The organism is Erwinia sp. 9145, assembly GCF_000745075.1.
In the GTDB taxonomy this organism is placed as follows: Bacteria; Pseudomonadota; Gammaproteobacteria; order Enterobacterales; family Enterobacteriaceae; genus Erwinia; species Erwinia oleae.
In genome coordinates this window covers 884,171-897,135 of record NZ_JQNE01000001.1, presented here as the reverse complement: position 1 = coordinate 897,135, position 12,965 = coordinate 884,171, and the positions used below count along the sequence as shown (strand labels likewise).

The 12,965-nt window shown below is 54.2% G+C and carries 14 protein-coding genes and 1 pseudogene; 11 read left to right on the top strand and 4 right to left on the bottom strand.

All coding sequences use genetic code 11. The features are described from left to right. The first annotated feature begins 66 nt into the window (after positions 1–66). The 5 genes from ppiB (at position 67) to FA91_RS04375 (ending at position 4,154) form a co-directional block, all read left to right on the top strand. Positions 67–561 (top strand): peptidylprolyl isomerase B, encoded by a 495-nt coding sequence (ppiB, locus tag FA91_RS04395; protein WP_034912905.1) that lies wholly within the window; start codon positions 67–69, stop codon positions 559–561. Continuing rightward, positions 561–1,286: a UDP-2,3-diacylglucosamine diphosphatase gene (gene lpxH / locus FA91_RS04390; RefSeq protein ID WP_034912901.1), complete on the top strand. Its 726-nt coding sequence runs from the start codon at positions 561–563 to the stop codon at positions 1,284–1,286. The genes ppiB and lpxH overlap by 1 nt, the downstream gene beginning before the upstream one ends. Positions 1,287–1,441: 155 nt before the next feature. Beyond that, positions 1,442–1,951 carry a 5-(carboxyamino)imidazole ribonucleotide mutase gene (gene purE / locus FA91_RS04385; RefSeq protein ID WP_034912900.1) on the top strand — a complete coding sequence of 170 codons (510 nt, stop codon included), beginning with the start codon at positions 1,442–1,444 and terminating at the stop codon, positions 1,949–1,951. Further along, on the top strand, positions 1,948–3,039 hold the full coding sequence (gene purK / locus FA91_RS04380; RefSeq protein WP_034912897.1) for a 5-(carboxyamino)imidazole ribonucleotide synthase: 1,092 nt from the start codon (positions 1,948–1,950) through the stop codon (positions 3,037–3,039). The genes purE and purK overlap by 4 nt, the downstream gene beginning before the upstream one ends. 371 nt (positions 3,040–3,410) lie before the next feature. Continuing rightward, positions 3,411–4,154, top strand: coding sequence for a LuxR family transcriptional regulator (locus FA91_RS04375; protein ID WP_034912895.1), 744 nt, complete (start codon positions 3,411–3,413; stop codon positions 4,152–4,154). Here the strand turns inward: FA91_RS04375 and FA91_RS04370 are convergent. The 3 genes from FA91_RS04370 to ybbA form a co-directional block, all read right to left on the bottom strand. Further along, positions 4,116–4,775 carry an acyl-homoserine-lactone synthase gene (locus tag FA91_RS04370; protein ID WP_034912892.1) on the bottom strand — a complete coding sequence of 220 codons (660 nt, stop codon included), beginning with the start codon at positions 4,773–4,775 and terminating at the stop codon, positions 4,116–4,118. The genes FA91_RS04375 and FA91_RS04370 overlap by 39 nt on opposite strands. A 180-nt stretch (positions 4,776–4,955) precedes the next feature. Then, positions 4,956–7,373: a putative ABC transporter permease subunit YbbP gene (gene ybbP, locus FA91_RS04365; RefSeq protein WP_034912891.1), complete on the bottom strand. Its 2,418-nt coding sequence runs from the start codon at positions 7,371–7,373 to the stop codon at positions 4,956–4,958. Then, positions 7,370–8,056 carry a putative ABC transporter ATP-binding protein YbbA gene (ybbA, locus tag FA91_RS04360; protein ID WP_034912889.1) on the bottom strand — a complete coding sequence of 229 codons (687 nt, stop codon included), beginning with the start codon at positions 8,054–8,056 and terminating at the stop codon, positions 7,370–7,372. The genes ybbP and ybbA overlap by 4 nt, the downstream gene beginning before the upstream one ends. Between ybbA and tesA the strand changes: the two genes are divergently transcribed. The 5 genes from tesA (at position 8,027) to FA91_RS04335 (ending at position 11,867) form a co-directional block, all read left to right on the top strand. Next, positions 8,027–8,650: a multifunctional acyl-CoA thioesterase I/protease I/lysophospholipase L1 gene (tesA, locus tag FA91_RS04355; RefSeq protein WP_034912886.1), complete on the top strand. Its 624-nt coding sequence runs from the start codon at positions 8,027–8,029 to the stop codon at positions 8,648–8,650. The two genes, ybbA and tesA, sit on opposite strands and share 30 nt — an antisense overlap. A 31-nt stretch (positions 8,651–8,681) precedes the next feature. Further along, a complete protein-coding gene (locus tag FA91_RS04350) occupies positions 8,682–9,455 on the top strand; it encodes an SDR family oxidoreductase (protein WP_034912884.1) in 774 nt (257 codons plus the stop codon). 77 nt (positions 9,456–9,532) lie between these two features. After that, complete coding sequence (locus tag FA91_RS04345; protein ID WP_034912881.1) at positions 9,533–10,390, top strand: co-chaperone YbbN; 858 nt, start codon at positions 9,533–9,535, stop codon at positions 10,388–10,390. 110 nt (positions 10,391–10,500) lie between these two features. Next, entirely contained in the window at positions 10,501–11,415 is a 915-nt protein-coding gene (locus tag FA91_RS04340) for an SPFH domain-containing protein (protein WP_034912878.1), read from the top strand. Continuing rightward, entirely contained in the window at positions 11,415–11,867 is a 453-nt protein-coding gene (locus FA91_RS04335; protein ID WP_034912876.1) for an NfeD family protein, read from the top strand. Before FA91_RS04340 ends, FA91_RS04335 begins: the two co-directional genes overlap by 1 nt. Positions 11,868–11,912: 45 nt before the next feature. On the opposite strand, the pseudogene cueR reads toward FA91_RS04335, so the two are convergent. After that, a pseudogene (cueR, locus tag FA91_RS04330) lies at positions 11,913–12,302 on the bottom strand (Cu(I)-responsive transcriptional regulator); the annotation flags it as partial. Between the two features lie 305 nt (positions 12,303–12,607). Here cueR and FA91_RS04325 point away from each other — a divergent pair. Beyond that, a complete protein-coding gene (locus FA91_RS04325; protein WP_034912872.1) occupies positions 12,608–12,904 on the top strand; it encodes a TM2 domain-containing protein in 297 nt (98 codons plus the stop codon). Positions 12,905–12,965: the final 61 nt, after the last annotated feature.

The following is a 12,965-nucleotide window of genomic DNA, read 5'->3' as shown; positions in this document are numbered from 1 at the left end:
GTTAAAAGCGGTGGACTCCCGACGCCAGCTTACCGATAAACATTTCAACCTTTACAGGATGAGAACATGGTCACTTTCCAGACTAATCATGGCGATATCGTCATTAAAACCTTTGACGACAAAGCGCCAGCAACCGTTAAAAATTTCCTGGATTACTGCCGTGAAGGCTTCTACGACAACACCATTTTTCACCGTGTGATCAACGGTTTTATGGTTCAGGGCGGCGGTTTCGAACCCGGCATGAATCAGAAAGCAACGAAAGAAGAGATTCGTAACGAAGCGAATAACGGTCTGAAAAACACCAAAGGCACGCTGGCGATGGCCCGCACCCAGGCTCCTCACTCGGCGACCGCGCAGTTCTTTATTAACGTTGCGGATAATGATTTTCTGAACTTCCGTGACGAAAGCCTGCAAGGCTGGGGCTACTGCGTGTTCGCTGAAGTGGTCGAAGGCATGGACGTGGTTGAGAAAATCAAAGCCGTTTCTACCGGCCGCAGCGGTATGCATCAGGACGTGCCAAAAGAAGACGTTATCATTCAGAAAGTGACCGTCAGCGAATAATGCCCCACACGCTGTTCATCGCGGACCTGCATCTGAGTACAACTGAACCGGCAATCACAGCCGGTTTTCTTGCTTTTTTGCGCCGTGATGCCCTGCACGCCGATGCACTTTATATTCTCGGCGATCTGTTCGAAGCGTGGATTGGCGACGACGATCCCACCCCGCTTCATGCGCAGGTTGCTGCCGCTCTGAACGATCTGCACCAGCATGGCGTTCCCTGCTATTTCATTCATGGTAACCGCGATTTTCTCCTCGGCAATCGCTTTGCCGCTGCCGCAGGCATGACGCTGCTGCCGGAAGAGCAGGTGCTGGAGCTGTATGGCCACCGCGTGTTGATTATGCACGGCGACACGCTCTGTACCGATGATGAAGCCTATCAGCAGTTTCGCCGTCGCGTTCATCAGCGCTGGCTGCAAAAACTGTTTCTCGCCCTGCCCCTCTCACTTCGCCAGAAGATTGCCGCGCGTATGCGTGCGGACAGCAGGCAGGCGAACAGCGGCAAATCGCTGACGATTATGGACGTTAACGATCACGCGGTGTACCAGGCCATGTCGCGTCAGCGCGTTCACTGTTTGATCCACGGTCATACGCATCGTCCTGCGGTTCATCAATGCAATCTCGACGGCCAGCGCGCCGAGCGGCTGGTGCTTGGCGCATGGCATGAGGAAGGCTCAATGATCCGCCTTGACGCCACCGGAGCGACGCTCATCACCTTTCCCTTCTGACGATATAAACACGCTTTTTTGCCGTAATTACCGCTGCGCAACCGTTTTCCTTGCTGCCTGGTCATGCTATTCTCTTTGCCCTTCCTGGCCGACATCCATTTTTATTAAAAAGGATGTTCCGACAACGTTTTTGTAATCACAGGAGTCAGATCCGCATGTCATCTACTGCCGCCCCGGCCCGAATTGCTATCGTTATGGGTTCCAAAAGTGACTGGGCAACCATGCAATTCGCCGCGGAAATCCTCAGCAGCCTGGCCGTGCCTTTTCACTGCGAGGTGGTTTCCGCACACCGCACGCCGGACAAGCTCTTCACCTTCGCTGAGGATGCCGAAAAAAACGGTTTTCAGGTGATTATCGCCGGTGCGGGCGGCGCGGCACATTTGCCGGGCATGCTGGCGGCAAAAACGCTGGTGCCGGTGCTTGGCGTTCCGGTGCAGAGCGCGGCGCTCAGCGGCGTTGACAGCCTTTACTCGATCGTCCAGATGCCGCGCGGCATCCCCGTCGGCACGCTGGCGATAGGCAAAGCGGGCGCGGCCAATGCGGCACTGCTGGCCGCCCAGATTCTGGCACTGCACGATACCGAGCTGGCGTCACGCCTGGCAGGCTGGCGACAGGCGCAAACTGATGACGTGCTGAATAATCCGAATCCGCAGGAGGAAGCATGAAGCCGGTTTGCGTATTAGGTAACGGTCAACTGGGGCGCATGCTGCGTCAGGCGGGCGAGCCGCTGGGCATCGCCGTTTACCCTGTCGGGCTGGATGCCGAGCCGCAGGCGCTGCCGATCCAACAAAGCGTGATAACAGCGGAGATCGAGCGCTGGCCCGAAACCGCTCTGACGCGCGAGCTGGCGAGCCACTCTGCCTTCGTTAATCGCGATATTTTTCCTCTTCTCGCCGATCGCCTGACGCAGAAGCAGCTTCTCGATCGGCTGGGTCTCGCCACCGCGCCGTGGCAATTGCTGGAAAATACGAGCCAGTGGCCGCAGGTTTTCGCCTCCCTCGGTGAGCTGGCTATCGTTAAACGCCGCACCGGCGGCTACGACGGCCGGGGCCAGTGGCGTCTGCACGTCAATGAAACCGAAACGCTTCCCGCCGACTGCTACGGCGAATGTATCGTTGAACAGGGAATTCATTTCTCTGGTGAGGTTTCGCTGGTTGGCGCACGCGCGCATGACGGCCGTACCGTCTTCTATCCGCTGACGCATAACCTGCACCAGGATGGCATCCTGCGTACCAGCGTAGCGTTGCCGGAGCCGGACAGCGCACGTCAGCGTCAGGCCGAAAAGATGCTGTCAGCCATTATGCATGAGCTTAATTACGTTGGCGTGATGGCGATGGAGTGTTTCATCGTCCCGGAAGGATTGCTGATCAATGAACTGGCGCCGCGCGTACACAATAGTGGACACTGGACGCAAAATGGCGCGTCGATTAGCCAGTTTGAACTGCACCTGCGTGCCATCCTTGATCTGCCGATGCCCAAACCTGTAGTGAGTTCCCCTGCGGTGATGATCAACTTAATCGGCACGGCGGTGAATTTGCAGTGGCTGGCACAACCGCTGGTCAACCTTCACTGGTATGAAAAAGAAGTTCGCCCCGGACGTAAGGTCGGTCACCTGAATCTTTGCGATCCGTCGGCAGACGCCATTACCCGGACGCTGGACGCGCTGGCAACCACCTTGCCAGCGGAATATCACCATGGTTTGCAATGGGCGCAGGCGCGTCTGCAAGAGGAAATGATAAATAAAAGTGCATAACTATACTTAAGTATGGCTATCTTCGGGCGTCAGAACACCGTATTGTATCTGCAACAAGAAAGATAAATACCTTTTATAATTATAATGTTAAGTTTTTAATTGCCAACTACCAGGGAAATCATTTAAACAGACACCACGTCAGTTTATCTTAACAATAAGAGGGAGCAGCCAGTCTGCTCCCTCTGTTTTTCCCCTCTCACTCACCTCCCCTCCCTGTCCGCCTCTTTTCAGCGCGGGTGTGTCGTAAGCTTGCCATTTTCATCACGCCATCAGGTTACATAAGTTTCCCTATGCTGTTAGATGAATTTTGAAAGTTATGATAAAGTTGTTAATCGTTCAGGAAAGCATTCACCTTTCAGGGAGGCAGTACCGTGTTGAAATCATTTTTTGCCGATAATGCAATCAATGCAGCGATAAAGGAGGATCTTGAAAGCGAACTGGCGACCTATCCGAACATCAAATATGCCTACGCCATTATGAATAAGCGTAATCCTGCTGATTTTTCTATTATTTCAAACAGAAAAGAGTGGTTTAAGGTTTACGTTGAGAACAACTTTCAGTTTATCGACCCTGTTTTGATTACTGCGCTTTATCGGTTAACGCCGTTTTCATGGGATGAAAACCTCCAGCTTAACCAGGGCGTTAAAGTGCCCAAACTTTTTGATATGGCAAGAAATCACGGCATTATCAATGGTTATACTTTTGTCGTGCATGATAATAATAATAATCTTGCCGTGCTTTCAATTATGCTGGATAAAGACTGCGATGATAATGCAGAAGAAACGATTAAAAGCCAGAAAGATCGTCTTCAGATGATATTAATCACCACGCATGAAAAACTGACGAAACACTATCAGGAACAAACCAGTAAAAAAGATTTTGAAGAGATGAATGCCAGAGAAATCTTCTCTAAACGTGAAAATGAAATTATTTACTGGGCGAGCCTGGGCAAATCCTATCAGGAGATTGCGATAATTCTTGGCATCAAGCTGACCACCGTGAAATTTCACGTTGGTAACGCCGTTAAAAAGCTGGGCGTTACCAATGCAAAACACGCGATACGGCTTGGCATTGAGCTACAGCTGATCAGACCCGTCCCTCTTGATGGGAAATGAGAGCGGCCAGCCATCAAGTTTCGCGCTGCACGGTAATGCTCTGGCTTTAACCAGCTCAATCAGCGTACGCTGGTTGGCATCATCAACCGGCATAAAGATAAGGTGAATCTTTTGATCTTTCTCCGAAAGACCCTCTTCAACTTCTGAAACCGCCCAGCCGGAGCGTTTAAAAATAATATACATCGGATGGCTGACAATAGCGTAAATGCCCTCATAACCAAAATGGCGCGCGTAATTTATCATTGACAAAAAAAGCAGCGCGCTAACCGGCTGATGCTGTAAAGCAAGCGACTTAATCCTTCCTTTATCAATAAAAAGACGACTGGCTTCAACATAATTCCCTTCAGGCAGTTCTATTTTTTTGAAATAGCTTTTGAAGGTTCCAAGGATCATATTATTAAACTGCAATTCAATGAACCTTACACCGCACACGGACAGATTGTTGTATAACCCGAGAATATAATTTGTACGATAATTATCATATTCGTCATATTCCATGTTATTTTCACTGTTAACAATCCAGTTGAGACGATCCTTGAATACCTTCTTCCTTAATGTAAATAGCTCTTTTGATCTTGCTTCAGATAATAAACCATGATTTACATCAAATAATTCAAGCATTTCAATTTATTCCATTCTCAATTTTATCATCACTGAGTCGTGATTCCCCTGTGGGAAAAAATGTATCAGATAGTTATCTTTGAGTAAATTTGAAAACGCTTTTTGGAAGCAGAAAACTTAAGTTTTACTTTTGTTTCAACCGCTAGCAGTCATAAAAAACGGGCCGTTGCGGCCCGACATTTATGATGCGTTATAGCTGCGGAACAGCGCTTTGCCTTTGATCAGCCGCCCGCCCAGCCAGCCGCCGCACAGCGACAGCAGTATTGCGCCGGTTAACGGCAATGCCAGCCATAACACAAAATCAGGCTGCCAGGGGAAATCGAAAACTTTACGCTGCAACCCCCACAGCGCCGCTTCTGCGCCGGCGGCAGCGGCCAGGCCGGATACGCCGCCCAGCAGAATGAACTCCCACCAGAGGGTGCCGCGCAGCAGTTTCTTCCCGGCGCCCAGCGTGCGGTAGACCACCAGTTCCTGCCTGCGCTGGCGCATTCCCACCTGAATTTGCGCCAGCAACAGCAGTACGCCGCAGGCGGTCACCAGCACCACCATGACCTCCAGCGCCTGGCTGACCTGCGCCATCACCTGACCCGTTTGCTTCAACAGGCTGCCAATATCAAGCAGGCTGAGCGTCGGGAAAGCGCGATTGAGCTGAGCCAGCAGCGCCGTGTTGCCATCAAGCCGGAAGCTGGTAAGCCAGGTCTGCGGCTGCGCATCCAGCGCGCCGGGAGGGAAAATAAAGAAGAAGTTAGGCCGCAGGCTTTCCCAGTCCACTTTACGCAAGCTGCTGATTTTGGCAGTAAAGGTTTGCGTATCACCGGTAAAAGTCAGCGTGTCACCCAGCTTCACGCCCAGCCTGTCGGCCAGTGCTTCCTCCATCGAAACCTCGCCCTGTTTCGGCGGCCAGCTACCTGCGGTTAACGGATTATGCTCCGGCCGCTGCGCCTGCCAGGTGAGGTTAAGTTCGCGTTGCAGCGCATTATCCAGCGACGGATCGGCTTTCCGTTGATTGATTTCGGTTAAACGTACGCGCGCGATCGGGTAAAAGGTTTGCGGCTCAACCTGATGCTGTTCAAGGAAAGTTTTGACCTGCGGCACCTGTTCGCGCGTCAGATTAAGCAGAAAGTAGTTCGGGCTCTCCGGCGGAAGCTGCTGTTGCCAACGATCGAGCAGATCGCCACGCATCACCAGCAGCAGCGCCAGTAGCATAAAGGACAGAGAGAAAGTCGCAAGCTGGCTGAGCGTGGTCCACGGCTGGCGCAGCAGACGATTTACCGCCAGACGAAACGCCATGTTGCGCACCACCAGCCGCCGCAAAATGAGTAGCCCGCCCCAACCCAAACCGCCCAGCAGAAGCGAAAGCAGTACGATGCCCGCTATCAGTACCCACAGCATTTTGCTGCCGCCGACCAGCATCGCCAGCAGAGCGACAATCACCAGCGCCGTTATCGGAAGAAAGACCTTTAACGGCCAGACGTTAGCAACCGCGTCCCGTCGCAGCACGCGCAGCGGCTGTGTGGCAAGCAGCAGTTTATAAGGACGCAACCCCACCAGCAGCGAAATAATAAACAGCGAGCCGATCGCCCATAACCATGGCCAGCCGCTGGCGGGCGGAAGCTCGCCGGGCAGGACGGGCCTCAGCATATGCAGCAGTACAATTTCGAATCCCTTACCGCACAGGCTGCCAAAAGTGGCTGCCAGCAGCAGCACCGCCAGCCACTGCCCGACAATCAGCTTTCGCAGCGCGGCGCGGTTCGCGCCCAGCGTTTTCAGCACCGCAACCAAATCATAACGGCTGCGGCAGTAGTGATTCATGGCCACCGCCACCGCCGCGATGGCCAGCATCAACGTCAGCAACGCCGACAGCAGCAGGAACTGACTGGCACGCTGCATGGATTTGCCCAGCGCGTCCTCGGAGTTCTCAATGCTTATCCAACGCTGATCCGGTTTAATATTTGAGGCGATAAAACTATCGTAGCGGCCGAGCTGTTCGGGTGTCCCGGTAAACTTATAGCGCCATGTCAGGCGGCTGCCGGGCTGAATCGCACCGGTTTTTTCTACATCGGCAAGGTTCATCAGCAGCCGCGGCGCGGTCTGAAAGGGATTAAAACCGGCGTCAGGCTCCTGAATAACCTCGCCCGCGATTCGCAGCGTGGTATCGCCTACGTCGAGGTTTCCGCCTGATTTAAGATTGAGCAGCGCCAGCAGCCTTGGCGCCGCCAGCACCGTTCCGGCTTTGGGTTTCAGGCCCGCTGGCGCCGTACTCAGCGCACCAAACATCGGATAGAGGTCGTCTACGGCTTTAACCGACGCCAGCTGCGGCGTATCGCCCGCGAAGGTCATGGTCATAAAGGTGAGCTGTCTGGCTACGGTCAGCCCCGATTGCCGCGCTTCATCCAGCCATGCCTGCGGCACCTCACGCGAGCTTTGTAACGTGCGGTCGCCCGCCATATAGTCGCGGCCCTGCTGCGTCAGCCCTTTTTCCATGCGGTCACTGAGCGACCCTAACGCCAGCACGCAGGCAACCGCCAGCGTCAGCGCCAGCCAGACGATCAGCAGTGACGGCGATCGCCACTCCCGCCAGAACCACCGCCAGATCATGCTTCCTCCCATAGCTTGCCGTCACGCACCCGCAGCCGCCGGTCGCAACGCGCGGCCAGCTGCTCGTCATGCGTCACCAGGATCAGCGTGGTGGCGAAGTCTCTGTTGAGGGAGAACAGCAGATCGGCTATGCGATCGCCGGTTTTGCGGTCAAGGTTGCCGGTTGGCTCATCGGCAAACAGTAGTGCAGGACGGCCGCTGAAGGCGCGCGCCAGCGCCACGCGCTGCTGTTCGCCCCCTGAAAGCTGAGAAGGTAAATGCGTTAAACGCTCTGCCAGACCAAGCTGCGCCAACAGCGCTTTTGCCTGGTCGCGGCTCTGCTTATCACTCTCGCCGCGCAGCAACGCGGGGAGCTGTACGTTTTCCAGCGCATTAAGCGTTGGCACCAGCATAAAAGACTGAAAAACAAATCCCACGCTTTGCGCCCGTAAATTCGCGCGCTGTTCTTCATCCATCTGATGCAGCGGTGAACCGAGCAGAAAGACCTCGCCTTCGCTCCCGTCATCCAGTCCGGCAAGAATACCCAGCAAGGTCGATTTTCCCGACCCCGATTCGCCAATTAGCGCAATAGTTTCAGCAGGTTTGACAACCAGCTCAACTCCGGTAAGGATGGAAAGCTGATGATCCCCCTGACCGACGGACTTACTAAGACGATGAACTTCAATACTGTTTTCCGCTGGCATTTTCCTTTCCTGTTATTATTGGCTCTGTTTACACTGCGTGTGGCGGCGGCTGATACGCTGCTGGTGCTGGGCGACAGCCTGAGCGCGGGGTATCGCATGTCCGCAACCGTGGCGTGGCCGGCATTACTGAATGATAAATGGCAAAAATCGCCGGTCATCGTCAATGGCAGCATTAGCGGCGATACGGCGACGCAGGGGCTGGCGCGTCTGCCTGCGCTGCTGAAGCAGCATCAGCCTCGTTGGGTGCTGATCGAGCTGGGCGGCAACGACGGTCTGCGCGGCTTCCCGCCGCAAAGCATTGAGAAAGATCTCAGCGCAATCATTACCCAGGTTAAGGCTGCGAACGCGCAGCCGCTGCTGATGCAGGTGCGTTTGCCAGTAAACTATGGCCGCCGCTATACGGAATCGTTCAGCGCCATGTACCCAAGGCTGGCAAAAACTTTTTCGATCCCGCTGCTGCCCTTTTTCATGGAGCAGGTCTATCAAAAACCGGAGTGGATGCAGCAGGATGGAATTCATCCGAATCCTGATGCACAACCGTTCATTGCCGACGTCATGGCAAAAGAACTGGCCCCTCTAGTTAAGCATGAGTGACCCGTTAACTGACGGATTCACAGGTAAAGTTATGCAAAAAAATATTGTCATTACCGGCTGTTCGAGCGGAATTGGTCTGGTCGCCGCCAACGATCTGCTGCGTCGCGGCTATCGCGTCCTGGCCGCCTGTCGAAAACCGGAAGATGTTCAACGCATGAATGCGCTGGGCTTTACCGGCATCGAGCTGGATTTAAACGACAGCGCCAGCGTGGCGCGTGGCGCCGCAGCGATCCTCCGGCAGTGCGATAACCGCCTCTACGCGCTGTTCAATAACGGCGGCTATGGCGTTTATGGCCCGCTGGCGACGCTGTCACGCGAGCAGATGGAGCGGCAGTTTGCCACCAACGTTTTTGGCGCGCACCAGCTCACTATGCTGCTGCTTCCCGCCCTCAAAGCCAGCCCGCAGGCTCGAATTATTAACACCAGTTCGGTGCTGGGGCTGATTTCCACACCCGGTCGCGGCATGTACGCCGCCAGCAAATACGCGCTTGAGGCCTGGTCTGACGCGTTGCGTATGGAACTGCACGGCAGCGGCGTGCGGGTCAGTCTGATTGAGCCGGGCCCGATTAAAACCCGCTTCACCGATAACGTTAGCCAGGGCGAGCAGGATAAGCCAGTGAAGAATCCCGGCATCGCCGCACGTTTCACTCTGCCGCCTGAGGCAGTTTTGCCGAAATTACGCCATGCTTTAGAGAGTAAACATCCGCGATTGCGCTATCCCGTAACCCTCGTCGCCCATACGATGTCGATATTACGCCGTTTGCTTCCGGGCTGGATGCTGGATCGCATTTTGCGCGGGAAATAGCCACACAGCGGCAAAAAGACTTGAAGCGCGCCGTGGCGCCCCCATAAAGTAACAAACTCTGATTGCGAGACGAATGCATGTCACCACAAGCTGCCATTATTACTATTGATGAAACCAACCTGCACGAGACGCTTGAGCAGTCCATGCAGGTGCCGGTCCTGTTCTATTTCTGGTCTGCACGCAGCCAGCACTGTCAGGAGCTGACGCCGGTACTTGAACGCCTGGCGCAGGAGTATGCCGGACAGTTCGTGCTTGCCGAGCTGGATTGCGACGCGCAACCGGCCGTTGCCCAGCAGTTTGGCCTGCGTTCAATCCCCACCGTCTATCTTTTCCAGAACGGTCAGCCTGTGGATGGTTTCCAGGGGCCGCAGCCAGAAGAGGCCATTCGCGCGCTTTTGCATAAGGTTCTGCCGAAAGAGGAAGAGCTGAAGGCGCAGGAGGGCATGAAACTGATGCAGGAAGGCAAGGTGCTGGATGCCCTGCCGCTACTGAAGGATGCCTGGACACTCAGCAACAAAAACAGCGAGATGGGCTTTCTTCTGGCAGAAGCGCTTATTGCCCTGAATCGCAGTGACGAAGCCGAAACCGTTCTGGCCGAGGTGCCGTTACAGGATAAAGATACGCGTTACCAGGGGCTGATTGCGCAGATCGATCTGTTAAAGCAGGCCGCGGATACGCCTGAAATCCAGCAGCTTCAGCAGCAGAGCGCAGCGGATCCGGAAAACGCGCAGCTTGCCACGCAGCTGGCGCTGCAACTGCATCAGGTTGGACGAAACGAAGAGGCGCTTGAGCTGCTGTTCAGTCACCTGAAAAAAGATCTTGCTGCGGCAAACGGCGATGCACGTAAAATGTTGCAGGAGATCCTTGCCGCGCTTGGCACCGGTGATGCGCTCGCTGCAAAATATCGTCGGCAGCTCTACTCGCTGCTTTATTAGCGCTTCTCCGGTTCGCTCGATATAGCCAGCGAGCAGATCGTCGCGCTAAAGACAAGTGACAGGGGCCAAATGAGTTGGCCCAAGGCTTTTAACAATTGGGAGGTTAATTTATGCTCGCTGTGATACCGGTTATTATCGTTCTGGCCCTGATCGTCGTCTGGTCAGGCATAAAAATTGTTCCTCAGGGCTTTCAGTGGACGGTGGAGCGCTTTGGCCGCTATACCACCACCCTCCAGCCTGGCCTGAATCTTGTTGTGCCGTTTATGGATCGCGTGGGCCGCAAAATCAATATGATGGAGCGCGTGGTCGATATTCCCTCGCAGGAGATCATCTCTAAGGACAACGCCAGCGTCACCATCGACGCCGTCTGTTTTATTCAGGCCGTGGACGCCGCTCGCGCCGCCTATGAAGTCAGCAACCTTGAGCTGGCGATCATTAATCTGACGATGACCAATATGCGTACCGTACTCGGTTCAATGGAGCTGGATGAAATGCTGTCGCAGCGCGATAACATTAATTCGCGCCTGCTGCGTATCGTCGACGAGGCCACCAATCCATGGGGGGTGAAAATTACCCGTATTGAAATTCGCGATGTGCGTCCGCCCGCCGAGCTGATCGCCTCAATGAATGCGCAGATGAAAGCCGAACGAACCAAGCGTGCGGACATCCTGGAAGCAGAAGGCGTGCGTCAGGCAGCAATCCTGCGCGCAGAGGGCGAAAAGCAATCGCAGATCCTGAAAGCAGAAGGTGAACGCCAGTCGGCGTTTCTCCAGGCAGAAGCCCGTGAGCGAAGCGCGGAAGCCGAAGCCGCCGCAACCAGAATGGTTTCTGAGGCAATTGCCGCCGGTGACATTCAGGCCATTAACTACTTTGTGGCGCAAAACTATACTGAGGCGCTGAAGAAAATCGGTACAGCAAACAACAGCAAAATGGTGATGCTGCCGCTTGAGGCCAGTGGCCTGATGGGCTCCATTGCCGGTATTGCTGAGTTGCTGAACCAGTCCGGTAAAGAGCGGAGCCGCTAATGTTGAGCGACCTGCTAGCCAATCCCTGGCGGCTGTGGCTGACGCTCGGCGGCGCATTGCTGGCGGCAGAAATGCTGGGTGCCAGCGGTTATCTTTTGTGGAGCGGCATCGCGGCAATACTGGTGAGCCTGCTGGTCTGGCTGGTGCCGCTGCCGTGGGAGTGGCAAGGCCTCAGCTTCGCACTGTTAACGGTTTTGTCTGCGCTCTGGTGGTATCGCTGGCTTAAGGGCCGCGCCGGCAGGCAACCGCAGTCCATGCTTAATCAGCGCGGCAGCCAGCTTATCGGACAGCAGCTGACGCTGGATGAAACGCTGGTGGACGGTTTTGGCCGGGTGCGCATCGGTGACAGCGACTGGCGCGTTCAGGCCGCAGAGAACTTACCGGCGGGAACGCCCGTTACCGTGGTCGGGGTGGAAGGGATCACCCTGCAAATCATCAGGCGCACCGGCTGAACAAGGAGCAGTGACTGCCTGTACTCCGCCTGAATGTCCGGCGCGGCAGCAGCCAGCGAGATTGTTGATAATCGGACAATCGGCGCTGTCGTCGCCAGGGCAGCTTTCCGCCAGCATCAGCAGCCGTTCGCGCATTTCACTGAGTTCGCGAATATGGTTCTCGATTTCCGCAACTTTATCCAGCGTGCGCGCTTTTACGTCCGCGCTGTGTCGCCGGGGATTATTAAACAGCGCGATAAGTTCGCGACACTCTTCGAGGTTGAAGCCGACCTGGCGTGCCTGACGCAATAAAGTCAGCTCCTCAAGGTGCCTGGCGGTATAGCTCCGATAGCCGTTTTCACTGCGTAGCGGTGCGGTAACCAGCCCTTTTTCTTCGTAAAAACGAATAGCTTTGCTGGTCAGGCCGGTTTTTCGGGCGACGTCGCTGATGTTCATTCCACTCTCCTGCACTTGCGCATTTTACACCCCGTAAACAACACTCACTCAAACCACGAGTCTGCCTTAATGGCATTATATAATAATTAACGCATTCATGACATGTTATTAACGACTATCTTCACCCTTCCACACGCAAAAAAAATCAAAACTCAACAAGTTAAAAAACCAATTACACCATGCAACCTTGCATTAATTAAAAAAGAAATTACCAGCCTGTTTTTATTTACCGAAATTGCGACTTCATTATAAAATACATTTCTGGGAAATTAAAAATGGTAAGTATTTCATACAGGAGTTTTTTTATGAGCAATATGGCTTTCTGCCGCGGCTGTGGAAAAGAGATTCATAAAGATGCGGCAGCCTGCCCCGGCTGTGGAGCGCCACAAAAAACAGCGGGCACAAAGAGTAAATTAACCGCAACGCTGTTGGCTTTCTTCTTTGGCGGTTTAGGTGCGCATAAATTTTATCTGGGTAAAACGGGCCAGGGTATACTCTATCTTCTGTTCTTCTGGACGTTTATCCCGGCTCTGATTGCTTTTGTCGAATTCATTATCTATCTCTGCACTTCCGAAGAAGATTTCGCCCGCAAGTTTGGTTAAGAAAACCCCGGGAGCGTTAATGAGTCTCGCGATATTGCGGGACTTAATTTCAAAAACGTTA